The organism is Micrococcaceae bacterium Sec5.7 (assembly GCA_039636785.1).
In the GTDB taxonomy this organism is placed as follows: Bacteria; Actinomycetota; Actinomycetes; order Actinomycetales; family Micrococcaceae; genus Arthrobacter.
On the sequence record CP144169.1, the window covers coordinates 2,175,935 to 2,188,262 of the forward strand.

Sequence of the window (12,328 nt, forward strand, 5' to 3'; positions counted from 1 at the left end):
CCTGTGGTAGCTTCGTCTACGACCACACGGGTGCCCTTGCAGGGGCTGAGATCAGGCTGACGCGGCCTGCGACCGTTGAACCTGTCCGGGTAATGCCGGCGAAGGAAGTGAGTATTCATTGAATACACAAGAAACACAGCTGATCCCCGCCCAAAGTGAAGCCCGGAGTGCAACTGTCCGGGAAGAAACCCAGTCCCTGAAGTCGCATTCCCTGGCCTTCATCGAAGGCGAAGCAACAGGAATCCGCGTCCCGGTCACAGAAATCGCTTTGGAAAAGTCTCCCAACGGGGAGGCGAATGCACCGTTCCGGATCTACCGGACGGCCGGCCCCGGAAGTGATCCCGTAGTGGGACTGGAGGCCTTCCGTTCGGAATGGATTACGGCAAGGGGCGACACGGAACCCTACAGCGGCCGGGAACGGAACCTGCTCGACGACGGCAAGTCAGCCGTCCGCCGCGGCGCAGCTTCCGCAGAGTGGCGCGGCGCGCAGCCGGTGCCCCGCCGCGCCGTCGAAGGTCAGACGGTCACCCAGATGCGCTACGCGAAGCAGGGCGTCATCACTCCGGAAATGCAGTTCGTGGCATTGCGGGAAAACTGCGACGTGGAGCTGGTCCGCAGCGAAGTGGCCGCGGGCCGGGCCATCATCCCCAACAACATTAACCACCCCGAGTCCGAGCCGATGATCATCGGCAAGGCATTCCTGGTGAAGATCAACGCCAACATCGGCAATTCGGCAGTGACGAGTTCCATCGCGGAAGAGGTGGACAAGCTGCAGTGGGCCACGCAGTGGGGCGCTGACACGGTGATGGACCTGTCCACCGGTGACGACATCCACACCACACGGGAGTGGCTCATCCGCAACGCCCCCGTCCCGATCGGCACCGTGCCGATCTACCAGGCACTGGAGAAGGTGAACGGCGAGGCCAATGACCTGACCTGGGAAATCTACCGGGACACGGTGATCGAGCAGTGCGAACAGGGCGTGGACTACATGACCGTCCACGCCGGCGTGCTCCTTCGCTACGTTCCGCTCACGGCCAACCGGGTGACCGGAATCGTGTCCCGCGGTGGCGCCATCATGGCCGGCTGGTGCCTGGCGCATCACCAGGAGAACTTCCTGTACACGCACTTTGACGAGCTGTGCGAGATCTTCGCACAGTACGACGTCGCCTTTTCGTTGGGAGACGGACTGCGGCCGGGCGCAACGGCGGATGCCAACGACGCCGCGCAGTTCGCCGAACTGGACACCCTGGCCGAGCTGACGCAGCGCGCCTGGGAATTCGACGTCCAGGTCATGGTGGAGGGCCCGGGCCATATCCCGTTCCACCTGGTGCGGGAAAACGTGGAGCGCCAGCAGGAACTCTGCAAGGGGGCCCCGTTCTACACGCTGGGCCCGCTGGTCACCGATATTGCTCCGGGCTATGACCACATCACCTCGGCCATCGGCGCCACCGAAATTGCCCGCTACGGCACGGCGATGCTCTGTTACGTAACGCCCAAGGAACACCTCGGGCTGCCGAACAAGGACGATGTGAAGACGGGTGTGATCACCTACAAGATCGCGGCCCACGCGGCGGATCTCGCCAAGGGCCACCCGGGTGCCCACGAACGCGACGATGCCCTGTCCAAGGCCCGGTTCGAATTCCGCTGGCGCGACCAGTTCGCGCTTTCACTGGACCCGGTCACGGCCGAGGCGTTCCACGATGAAACCCTGCCGGCGGAACCGGCCAAGACCGCCCACTTCTGTTCCATGTGCGGGCCGAAGTTCTGCTCGATGCGCATCAGCCAGGACATCCGGGATGAGTACGGCTCAGCTGAGGCGCAGGCTGCGCTGGCCGAGATGGCGGCGGGGATGCGGGAGAAGAGCCAGGAATTCCTTGCCGCCGGCGGCAAGGTCTACCTGCCGGAAACAATCGGCGTCGGCGTCCCCGAGTAGCCCGCCGGGTGCAGATCGGGGCGGCTGCCGGAGCCGGCGTCCCCCTGATCTGCACCCGGATGTTGCGTGGCACTGCTAAGGGTTGCTGCGCCGCCGAAGGAACTGCTTCACCAGCGCGGCTCCTTCTGCCGAATCCTGCGGGCGGTGGGCTCCGGGCGCCGTCCGGTGGATGGCGCCCGTGGCAGCCAGATAGTGTGCAACCTCTTCGTACATGGGCTCCCAGCCGCCAGTCAGCACAAGCGTAGGCACCCCGGGAACGATGGACAGCGGGGCTTCCCAGGGACGTTCGGCGTCATGTCCGTGCTGGGCGATATATGAGTCCGTCACCGGAAGCCCCACCGTCAGCGAAAGACACGCTGGTTCGCACAGGACCAGGGACCGGACCAGTTCCGGATGTTCGACTGCGGCAAGCATGGCCGCGGGAGCACCTCCGTCATGAGCCACTACATGTCCGCCTGAGCCGAGAGCCTCCAGCACGATTTCCTTGTCAGCGAGGAACTCCGTGGCTCCCGACGTCTCGCCCCCGGAGTATCCCGCACGGCGCAGGAAGAGCGCGTCAAAGTCCAATGCCAGCCCGTGCTGTCGGGGCCACGCGGCGGCACCGACAGCACCCGTCCCGTGGACGAAAACTACGCGCTGTTTGAGCATCTGCTAACCCTATGGCAACGGTATGACAACAGGCGTGGCCGACATAGCCGGGCGCTACTTGCCGCCGAGGAATTTGTCGAAGCCCTTGGGCAGGCTGAGCTGGGACGGATCGAAGTCGGCGGACTGCTGCCCGAAAGAGGCACCCGTGGGGACTGGCTTCGGCCCGCTGGCACGCTTCGCCTCCGCGTCGCGGAGTTCCTGTGCTGCCTTGGCCGGGTTTCCGGAACGGGCCTTCTTCTTGGGCGCGCTCTTGACCGCCTTACGGCCGCCGCCTGGCCCGCCCATGCCTGGCATCCCCGGCATGCCGCCGCCCTGGGCCATCTTCTTCATCATCTTCTGGGCCTGGGCAAAGCGCTCCAGCAGGCCGTTGACCTCGGAGACGTGCACACCGGAGCCACGCGCAATCCGTGCACGGCGTGAACCGTTCATGATCTTCGGGGCAACACGCTCATGCGGGGTCATGGAGCGGACAATTGCCTCAACGCGGTCGATCTCGCGTTCGTCGAACTGCTCCAGCTGCTGCCTCATGCTTGCCGCACCCGGCATCATCATGAGCATCTTCTTCATGGAACCCATGTTGCGGATCTGCTGCATCTGGGACAGGAAGTCGTCCAGGGTGAAATCTTCCTGGTCGGCGAATTTCTTCGCCATCCGTGCGGCTTCGTCTTTGTCCCAGGACTTCTCGGCCTGCTCGATCAGGGAAAGAACGTCGCCCATGTCCAGGATGCGTGACGCCATCCTGTCCGGGTGGAACAGTTCAAAATCATCCACGCCTTCGCCGGTTGACGCAAACATCACGGGCTTGCCGGTCACCGACGCCACCGAAAGCGCGGCACCGCCGCGGGCGTCGCCGTCGAGCTTTGACAGCACAACACCGGTGAAGTTGACGCCCTCATCGAAGGCCACCGCCGTATTCACGGCGTCCTGGCCGATCATGGCGTCGATGACGAACAGCACTTCGTTCGGCACAATGGCCTTACGGATCTGGCGGGCCTGTTCCATCATTTCGGTGTCAACACCGAGGCGGCCGGCGGTGTCCACGATCACGACGTCGTGCAGCTTCTGGCGCGCTTCCTCCACACCGGAACGGGCGACGGCGACCGGATCGCCGGTTGTGACGTCCAGTTCGGAGGTGGCACCGGGGTGCGGCGCGAACACGGGGACACCGGCGCGCTGGCCCACAATCTGGAGCTGCGTAACAGCGTTGGGGCGCTGGAGGTCGCACGCTACCAGGATGGGGCTGTGGCCCTGGGCCTTGAGCCACTTGGCGAGCTTGCCGGCGAGGGTGGTCTTGCCGGCGCCCTGGAGGCCGGCCAGCATGATGATGGTGGGCCCGGTTTTGGCCAGACGGATCCGGCGTGTTTCGCCGCCGAGGATTTCAACGAGTTCCTCGTTGACGATCTTGACAATCTGCTGGCTCGGGTTCAGCGCGCCGGAGACTTCGGCGCCGAGCGCGCGCTCACGGACGCGGCCGGTGAATTCCCGAACCACGGATACGGCAACGTCAGCGTCCAGGAGGGCCCGCCGGATCTCGCGGACTGTGGCATCAACGTCCGCCTCGGTGAGGCGGCCCTTGCCACGGAGATTCTTGAAGGTTGCTGTCAACCGGTCAGAGAGTGAATTGAACACGCGCCGTGCACTTCTTTCAGTGGATCTACTCATGGCGGCCGGTGCGGCGCGCCAGTGTCGTGGCTGTTGTTCGTCTGAACCAACTGCCTCTACAACGGGACTCGACTATCTAGGGTACCAAGACGGGCCTTCAAGATGGCATGCTGGCATGGTGACGAGCCAAACAACTGTGAAAACACTGCTCATCCTCGGAGCTTCAGGCGATCTCACCGGCCGATTGCTGCTGCCAGGACTGGCCAGGCTCGTGGCCAAGGGACGCGCCGCAGGGCTGAAACTGGTGGGCGCCGGCTCCGACGCCTGGGCGCCTGAACAGTGGCAGGACCGTGTACACACCGCGTTCGCCGATGCCGCCGGTTCCTCGGATGCCGCCGGAAAAAGGGCCCTGAAAGCCATCGAAAAAACCACGGCCTACCACCGGCTCGATGTCACGGCGGACGGCCCCCTGGCGTCTTTGCTGGCGGAACTCGACGGCCCCGTGGCGGTCTACTTTGCGCTGCCTCCGCATGTCAGCCAGCTGGCCTGCGGGGTGCTCACCCCGGCCCAGGTCCCGGCGGGAACGCGTCTGGTGATGGAGAAGCCTTTCGGTTCCAGCGAGGAATCCGCGCGTGAGCTCAACCGGACGCTGGCATCGCTGGTTCCCGAAGACCACATCCACCGGGTGGACCACTTCCTGGGCAAGGCCACCGTGCTGAACATACTGGGGCTGCGCTTCGCCAACAATTTCCTGGAGCCGGTGTGGAACCGCGAACACATCGAGAAGGTGGAAATCATCTTCGATGAGGATCTGGCCCTGGAAGGACGCGCACGCTACTACGACGGCGCCGGTGCCCTCCGCGACATGATCCAAAGCCACCTGCTGCAGATCATGGCCCTGATGGCCATCGAAGCACCGGCGAGCATCGGCGAGCGCGATCTCCGCGACGCCGTGTCCGCCGTACTCCGCGCCAGCAGCATCAATGCGCCATACGCGAAGTCCACCCGCCGGGCACGCTACGCGGCCGGAAGCATTGCCGGCAGGGAAGTTCCGGACTATGCCGGGGAAGACGGCGTGGACGCCGCAAAGAACACTGAAACCCTCGCCGAGGTCCGGGTGGAGATCGACAACTGGCGGTGGAAGGGGGTCCCCTTCATCCTGCGTTCCGGCAAGGCGCTGGGCACCACGCGGAAGGAAGCCGTGGTCACCTTCCGGCGGGTCCCGCACCTGCCCAGGGGCTTCTCCGGCGTGGACTCCCCCAACCAGCTACGGATCGGTTTCGGACCGGACACCCTGCAGCTCGACGTCGATGTGAACGGCCCCGGCAACATCTTCAGGCTGGACCGCACCACGCTGAATGCCGAACTCAACGCCTCCGAGCTGCTCCCCTACGGCGAGGTCCTGGAAGGCGTACTCACCGGCGACCCGTTGCTTTCCGTGCGAGGCGACACAGCCGAGGACTGCTGGCGGATTGTTGAGCCGGTCCTCAAGGCCTGGTCCCGGGGCACCGTTCCGTTGGAAGAGTACGACGCCGGCGCTTCAGGCCCCGGCGGCTGGTCATCTTCCGCTGTACGGGCTTCCATTGCGCCGGGTGGCTGAACCGGGGGTAGTTGCCGGTATTGACCGGTAGTTGCCGGTAGCTAAAGGCTAAAGATAAGAAGAGCGGGCAAGACACCTTTTCCAGATGCCCGGCCCGCTCTTCTTATTACCCTGGAGGGAGTCCAGGGACTGCGGCTAGATGGCGGCTACGCCGCGTTCGCCTGTCCTCACCCTCACAGCCTCGAACACATCCATCGTCCAGACCTTGCCGTCGCCGGCCCTGCCGGTGTTTGAACTGGCGATGATGACATCCAGGATGTCGTCCGCCTGTTCGTCGGTGGCCAGTACCTCTACCCGGATCTTGGGCAGGAGGTCCACGTTGTACTCGGCCCCGCGGTACACCTCGGTGTAGCCGCGCTGCCGGCCGTAGCCGCTGGCTGCACTGACCGTCAGGCCCTGCACACCGTAGGCCTCCAGCCCTTCCCGAATGGCATCGAGTTTCTCCGGACGGACGATTGCTGTGATCAGTTTCATGCCCCCACGCTTTCCTTACCTGCTGCTGCGGTCTTCTTGCCGTTTGAGGTGACGTCCGCTGTGGCTGCTGTGTTGGCTGGGGCCCCAGCTGCGGCCCCGGCGTCTTCGCCCTGCGGCTTGCCGGTAATCAGTTCATGCAGCGGCTGGAAGCTTCCGCCGTGGCCGCCGACACCGAATTCGTAGGCGGTCTCTGCGTGCAGGCTCAGGTCCACGCCAACCACTTCCTGCTCCTGGGAGACCCGGAAGCCCATGGTCTTGTGGATCGGGAAGGCGATGATGAAGGTCATCACCGCGGTGAAGATGATGGACAGGAGCGCCGCGAGAGCCTGGGCGACGAGCTGGGAGGTGCCTCCGCCGTAGAAGAGACCTGCCGTGCCCTGGGTCGGGGTGGCGAGGAAGCCGATCGCCACGGTGCCGACAACACCCGAGACAAGGTGGACACCGACGACGTCGAGCGAGTCGTCGTAGCCGAACTTGAACTTCAGGCCGACGGCCAGGGCGGAGGCGACACCGGCGACGACGCCGAGCGCAATCGCACCGAGGGGGGAGACGTTGGCGCAGGCCGGGGTGATGGCCACGAGCCCGGCTACGACGCCCGATGCGGCGCCGAGGGAGGTCGGGTGACCGTCGCGGAAGCGTTCGACGGCGAGCCAGCCGAGCATTGCGGCCGCCGGGGCAGCGAGGGTGTTGATCCAGATCAGGCCAGCCTGCTCAACCGTGGCAGCGGCACCGGCGTTGAAGCCGAACCAGCCGAACCAGAGGATCGCGGCACCGAGCATAACGAACGGGACGTTGTGCGGGCGGTGGTTCGGGTCCTTGCCGAAGCCCTTGCGGTTACCGATGATCAGAACCAGGATCAGGCCGGCCACGCCGGCGTTGATGTGGACAACGGTGCCGCCGGCGAAGTCAATCACGGGAGCGAACGTCTGGCCGAACCAGCCGTCCTTGGAGAAGAGCCCGCCACCCCAGACCATGAAGGCCAGCGGCGCGTAAACGAGGGTGGCCCAGATGGGAGTGAAGATGACCCATGCCGAGAATTTCGCGCGATCGGCGACAGCTCCGGAGATCAGGGCCACGGTGATGATGGCGAAGGTGGCTGCGTAGCCTACCTTGAGCAGATCCGCGGGGTCGGTGAAGTTGTGCAGCCCGAAGTGGCTGAACGGGTTAGCGAAGATCTGGAAGAAGTTGTCTTCGTTGCTCGTAGCCATCGAAGCGCCCCACAGGACCCACATGATGCCGACGGTTCCAATGGCGACGAAGCTCATCATCATCATGTTCAAAGCCGACTTGGCGCGGGTCATGCCGCCGTAGAAGAATGCCAGGCCCGGGGTCATGAACAGCACTAGTGCTGAAGCGACCAGGAGCCAAACGAGACCTGCGGTGAGTTCCATGGTCTACGTCCTCTCTTGCTTTTGTGCGGAGTTGTCCGCCTGTCCCAACGCCTTTTGCGTTCTAAGAAGAGTCTGGTCTCGCTGTGTTTCGCCTACGGAGGATTTACATTGCCGGCTTGTTACAACAACCTCTTGGAAGTAAATGGTGCATCTCCGGCTTGTTACGGTTATGTTTCACGGCATAAGTAGCCACCCGGCCCACCAAATCCGCAAGGACACCTTCACCATGACGGCACCTCCCCGCCCTGCCACCGCCAGAGCCCGGTTTTTCGCCGCCGGCGGGCCCGGCCGTGCCAAGCTCCCCCGTGACATCAAGGTGATGCTCGCGGCAGCCTTCCTCATCGCACTGGGATTTGGCCTGGTGGCACCCGTTTTGCCGCAGTTCGCCACCACCTTTGATGTCGGTGCCACGGCAGCGGCAGTGATCGTCAGTATTTTTGCGCTGATGCGGCTCGTCTTTGCCCCTGCTGGCGGTGCGCTGATCGGGAGGCTCGGCGAGCGCCCGGTGTATGTGGCGGGGCTGCTGATTGTCGCGGCGTCGACGGCGGCTTGTGCCTTCGCCCAGGACTACTGGCAGCTGCTGGTGTTCCGCGGGCTCGGTGGTGCCGGTTCGGTGATGTTTACGGTGGCTTCGATGGCCCTGGTCATCAGGCTTGCTCCACCGGAAAGCCGCGGACGGGTCTCGGGGGCGTATGCATCCGCGTTTCTGATCGGCAATGTCTGCGGGCCGATCGTTGGCGGCATGCTGGCAGGATTCGGGCTGCGTATACCGTTTCTGGCGTATGCGGCCGCCCTTGTACTGGCGGCGATCGTGGTGCAGACCCAGCTCAGCCACGTTCCGGGTTCCTCGCGGCTGGCCGGTTCCTCGTCGCCCGATATGAAGCTCGGCGAAGCCCTGGGCGACGGCGCCTACCGCGCGGCGCTGTTCTCGAGTTTCGCCAACGGCTGGGCAACATTCGGTGTGCGGATGGCCACGGTCCCGCTCTTTGCCGTCGCCGCGCTGGGCTCCGGCCCTGGAGCCGCAGGCCTGGCGCTCGCCGTTTTTGCTGCCGGCAACGCCCTGGCCCTGACATTCTCCGGCCGGCTCGCGGATTCGCTCGGCCGCAGACCCATGATGATTTCGGGGCTGTTCGTCACCGGGATCTCCACGGCCGCGATCGGTCTGACGCACAACCTCGGCTGGTTCCTGGTGGCTTCGGCGATCGCCGGCATCGGCTCCGGGCTGCTCAGTCCTGCCCAGCAGGCCGCCATCGCCGACGTGATCGGGCGTGACAGGTCCGGGGGCCGAGTACTGGCGGTCTACCAGATGACGGCAGACATCGGTGCCATCATCGGTCCGGTGCTCGCCGGCCTTTTGGCGGACCGGCTTGGCTATGGCTGGGCGTTCGCCGTCACCGGTGGTGTTCTCCTGGCATCCGCCGCGGCCTGGTCGCTGGTGCGGGAGCCCATGCACCGGACATCAGACACGGGTGCCCCACCCAACTAGGTGGCAGCAGACGCCGTTTTCAGCGCCCAGAACAGCGTTACCTGCGACCTACTTGGGTGTCGGCGTACGTTCGTGGGCGCCACTGTGTCTGTTCCGGCCGCGGAATTGGCTACGCTTGACGGAAACGTCCCAATCGCGCTGGAGAAACACGTCTATGACCCACCCTGACCCGTTACCTGACGACCACCCTGAAACGTACGCTGAAACCCAAGCCAGCACGAAGCGGAAGAAGCTGCGAATCATCGCGGCAATTTCCGCTGTAGCCGTGATTGCGCTGGTGGCTCTGTTCCTGACCGTTTCACAATTTGTCACGCCCCAGGCTGCCACTGCGCCGTCCAGCACCACCGCGGCGGCCAAGCCGACGCCGAGCAAGTCCCTGCCTCCGGCACCGGCGGTGACGTACTACAACCAGGCCGGTCCCCCCGCAGGTTCACCGCTCGAGGCCGTCGACCCGTTGGAAGTAAAGGTTTCAGGGGACGAGGTGGGTACTTCCCTCAATAAGGGCATGGTGGGAATCTCGCTGGAAGCCACTGATCTGGCCGACCCCAATCTCAGCGTCGACAACGCCTCCATGGTCAAATTGCTTAAAGATGCCGACAACCCTGTTCTGCGTTTCGGCGGCAACGCCGTGGATCGCCGTTTCTTCTGGACGTCCTCGAACGAACCGCTGCCGTCCGACTACAAGGGCGACAAAGCGCATCCCGCACGGGCGGTTGGTCCCAGCGACCTGCAGCGCGTAGCCACACTCCTGAACGCCACTGATGCGAAAATCAGTCTGACCGTGGATCTGGGCCACTACGACCCGGACCGCGCAGCCGACATGGTCAAAAACGCCTCGAAGGTCTTCGGACCTCGGCTCCTGAGCGTCACCATCGGCAACGAGCCGAACGGGTTGGCCTACACTGGCTTGCGCAATAAAGACTATGGTTCTGAAGATTACGTCACGGAGCTCAAGGCTTACGCGAATGCGATTAATGCCGCCGCTCCCGGCGTGGCCATCTCAGGTCCCGGGGTGTACGACCAGAAATGGTGGAAGCCATTTATCGACGCCCAGATCCCGCAGAAAAAGATCCTGTCTTTCCACAACTACCCGCTCTTCAGCTGCACCGATAAGAGCTCCGAGGGCTTCCCCTCCCTGGCTAATTTGATGAGCACGTCCATGCATGACCGTGCAGCCAGCTACCAGAACCATGCGCTTGAGGCCGCCAAAGCCTCCGGGCTCGAAACCTGGCTGGCGGAAACGGGAATGACAGCCTGCCCGGGATCCAACGAGACCACCAAGACCCATGCATCGGCACTTTGGAGCGTTGACTACGCCCTCAACGCCGCAAAGCTGGGGATCACCCGGATGGGCTTCCACAGCTCCATGCTGACCTGCAAGGGCGGACCGCCCATGTCCGTCATCTGCAGCGGCGGCAACTACCTCCAGCCGAACGGCGAAGTATCGGGGCGGGCGAATTACTTCGGCATGGCCATGGTGGCGGATCTGGAGGCCGGAAAGTTCCTCAAGCTTGAAGGCTCCGGAGGCGGCCTGGCATACTCCTACGCCCTGAAGAACGCCGACGGCAGCACAACGGTGGTCCTTGTCAACGAGAACAACCCCGAGAAGGCAGCGCAGACCAAGGTGTCTCTGAAACTCCCGGGCAAAGCCCTGACCGGAACCATGACACAGCTGACCGGACCCGGCTTCGCGGCGCAGGACAGCACAGCGATTGACGGCGCACAATCTGCCCCCGTCCCTCTTGCTAAGCGGGCTACGGTACCGGGATTCACCTACGGTTCCGATACCCAGAACTTCGTACTCACGGCCGGCACCGCGACGGTCCTGAACTTCAAGTACTAGCCGGCCAACGCCCAACTGGGTAGCAGCAGACGCTGTTTTGAGCGCTCAAGACAGCGTTATCTGCTACCCAGCTGGGCGGGCGGGGCGTCAGTTCAGCAGGGCGTCGACAAAGCTTTCGGCTTCGAACGGTGCAAGATCGTCCGCACCCTCGCCGAGTCCGATCAGTTTGACCGGGACACCGAGTGACTTCTGAATGGCGACGACGATTCCGCCTTTAGCGGTTCCGTCCAGTTTGGTAAGCACAATGCCGGTGATGTTGACCACCTCGGAGAACACCCGTGCCTGGTTGAGTCCGTTCTGGCCGGTGGTGGCATCCAGCACCAGCAGCACCTCATCGACTTCGGCCAGCTTCTCGATCACACGCTTGACCTTGCTGAGTTCGTCCATGAGGCCAACCTTGTTCTGCAGGCGGCCGGCGGTATCGATCATCACCACGTCGACTTCCTGCTCGATGCCCGCCTTCACCGCCTCATAGGCCACCGACGCCGGGTCTGCACCGTCGACGTCGGACTTCACGGTGGGAACTCCCACACGCTGGCCCCATGTGGCCAGCTGTTCAGCGGCTGCCGCACGGAAGGTGTCAGCGGCGCCGAGCAGGACATCCTTGTCCTCGGCCACCAGTACACGGGCCAGCTTGCCAACAGTGGTGGTCTTGCCCACGCCGTTGACACCGACCACCATCATGACCGCGGGCTTGTCAGCGTGGCGTTCAATGCGCAGGCTGCGGTCCATGGACGGGTCAACGAGCTTGATGAGTTCTTCGCGGAGTAGCGCCTTGACGTGCTCCGGGGTCCTGGTGCCGAGCACCTTCACCCGCTCGCGCAGCGCATCGACCAGCTGCATGGTGGGTTCGGTTCCCAGATCCGCGAGCAACAGCGTTTCCTCGACTTCGTCCCAGACGTCCTCGTCGATGGTGTCCCTGGACAGCAGCGCCAGCAATCCCTTGCCCAGGATGTTGTTGGACCTGACCAGGCGTTCACGCAGCCGGGTAAGGCGCCCCGCAACTGGCAGCGGGGTTTCCACCGGGATGGTTTCCAGCCCAGCGACGTCGTCGGGGACTTCAGTTGCCTCAAGATCTTCAAGATCTTCAAGGTCGACGGCGGCAGGCGCCTTACGCTCCGGCGCCGCCTCCGGGCGGTCCTCGGTAAGCGTTCCGCCGCCGCCCTGCGGGGCAGCGGGATCGTTCTCATCCCTGGTGCCGGGGTACCGGGTGATGTTCTTCCGGGTCTTCATCAGGACCGGGATCAGCCCGCCAATAACCACCAGGGCAGCAACAATGGACAGAATAATAGGGAGGATGTCATTCACTCCCCTAGCTTCTCACAAACGCCTTGGGGCTTGTCCGGAC

The 12,328-nt window shown here is 64.0% G+C and carries 9 protein-coding genes and 1 riboswitch; of the genes, 4 read left to right on the plus strand and 5 right to left on the minus strand.

All coding sequences use genetic code 11. The features are described from left to right. Window positions 1-16: 16 nt before the first annotated feature. Window positions 17-124: riboswitch (TPP riboswitch) on the plus strand. 15 nt (window positions 125-139) lie between these two features. Beyond that, window positions 140-1,936: a phosphomethylpyrimidine synthase ThiC gene (gene thiC, locus V3C33_10470; protein ID XAS69716.1), complete on the plus strand. Its 1,797-nt coding sequence runs from the start codon at window positions 140-142 to the stop codon at window positions 1,934-1,936. 75 nt (window positions 1,937-2,011) lie between these two features. On the opposite strand, the gene V3C33_10475 is transcribed toward thiC, so the two are convergent. Further along, on the minus strand, window positions 2,012-2,584 hold the full coding sequence (locus V3C33_10475) for an alpha/beta hydrolase (protein XAS65944.1): 573 nt from the start codon (window positions 2,582-2,584) through the stop codon (window positions 2,012-2,014). Window positions 2,585-2,638: 54 nt separating this feature from the next. Further along, window positions 2,639-4,213 carry a signal recognition particle protein gene (gene ffh / locus V3C33_10480; protein ID XAS65945.1) on the minus strand — a complete coding sequence of 525 codons (1,575 nt, stop codon included), beginning with the start codon at window positions 4,211-4,213 and terminating at the stop codon, window positions 2,639-2,641. Window positions 4,214-4,361: 148 nt separating this feature from the next. On the opposite strand from ffh, the gene V3C33_10485 reads away from it, so the two are divergent. After that, entirely contained in the window at window positions 4,362-5,786 is a 1,425-nt protein-coding gene (locus V3C33_10485) for a glucose-6-phosphate dehydrogenase (protein ID XAS65946.1), read from the plus strand. 135 nt (window positions 5,787-5,921) lie between these two features. Here the strand turns inward: V3C33_10485 and V3C33_10490 are convergent, their stop codons facing one another. Together V3C33_10490 and V3C33_10495 are read right to left on the minus strand one after the other, a co-directional pair. Next, on the minus strand, window positions 5,922-6,260 hold the full coding sequence (locus V3C33_10490) for a P-II family nitrogen regulator (GenBank protein ID XAS65947.1): 339 nt from the start codon (window positions 6,258-6,260) through the stop codon (window positions 5,922-5,924). Continuing rightward, entirely contained in the window at window positions 6,257-7,651 is a 1,395-nt protein-coding gene (locus tag V3C33_10495; protein XAS65948.1) for an ammonium transporter, read from the minus strand. The genes V3C33_10490 and V3C33_10495 overlap by 4 nt, the downstream gene beginning before the upstream one ends. Before the next feature lie 226 nt (window positions 7,652-7,877). On the opposite strand from V3C33_10495, the gene V3C33_10500 reads away from it, so the two are divergent. Together V3C33_10500 and V3C33_10505 are read left to right on the plus strand one after the other, a co-directional pair. Continuing rightward, window positions 7,878-9,137: an MFS transporter gene (locus V3C33_10500; protein XAS65949.1), complete on the plus strand. Its 1,260-nt coding sequence runs from the start codon at window positions 7,878-7,880 to the stop codon at window positions 9,135-9,137. Between the two features lie 154 nt (window positions 9,138-9,291). Then, window positions 9,292-10,980: a hypothetical protein gene (locus tag V3C33_10505; GenBank protein XAS65950.1), complete on the plus strand. Its 1,689-nt coding sequence runs from the start codon at window positions 9,292-9,294 to the stop codon at window positions 10,978-10,980. 87 nt (window positions 10,981-11,067) lie between these two features. Here V3C33_10505 and ftsY read toward each other — a convergent pair whose 3' ends face one another. Further along, a complete protein-coding gene (gene ftsY, locus V3C33_10510; protein ID XAS65951.1) occupies window positions 11,068-12,288 on the minus strand; it encodes a signal recognition particle-docking protein FtsY in 1,221 nt (406 codons plus the stop codon). Window positions 12,289-12,328 lie beyond the last annotated feature (40 nt).

What these genes read in the sequence shown, in the direction of transcription:
- V3C33_10475 (XAS65944.1), bottom strand. Translation starts at nt 2,584, where the DNA reads ATGCTCAAACAGCGCGTAGTTTTCGTCCACGGGACGGGTGCTGTCGGT.
- V3C33_10485 (XAS65946.1), top strand. Translation starts at nt 4,362, where the DNA reads ATGGTGACGAGCCAAACAACTGTGAAAACACTGCTCATCCTCGGAGCT.
- V3C33_10490 (XAS65947.1), bottom strand. Translation starts at nt 6,260, where the DNA reads ATGAAACTGATCACAGCAATCGTCCGTCCGGAGAAACTCGATGCCATT.
- V3C33_10495 (XAS65948.1), bottom strand. Translation starts at nt 7,651, where the DNA reads ATGGAACTCACCGCAGGTCTCGTTTGGCTCCTGGTCGCTTCAGCACTA.
- V3C33_10500 (XAS65949.1), top strand. Translation starts at nt 7,878, where the DNA reads ATGACGGCACCTCCCCGCCCTGCCACCGCCAGAGCCCGGTTTTTCGCC.
- V3C33_10505 (XAS65950.1), top strand. Translation starts at nt 9,292, where the DNA reads ATGACCCACCCTGACCCGTTACCTGACGACCACCCTGAAACGTACGCT.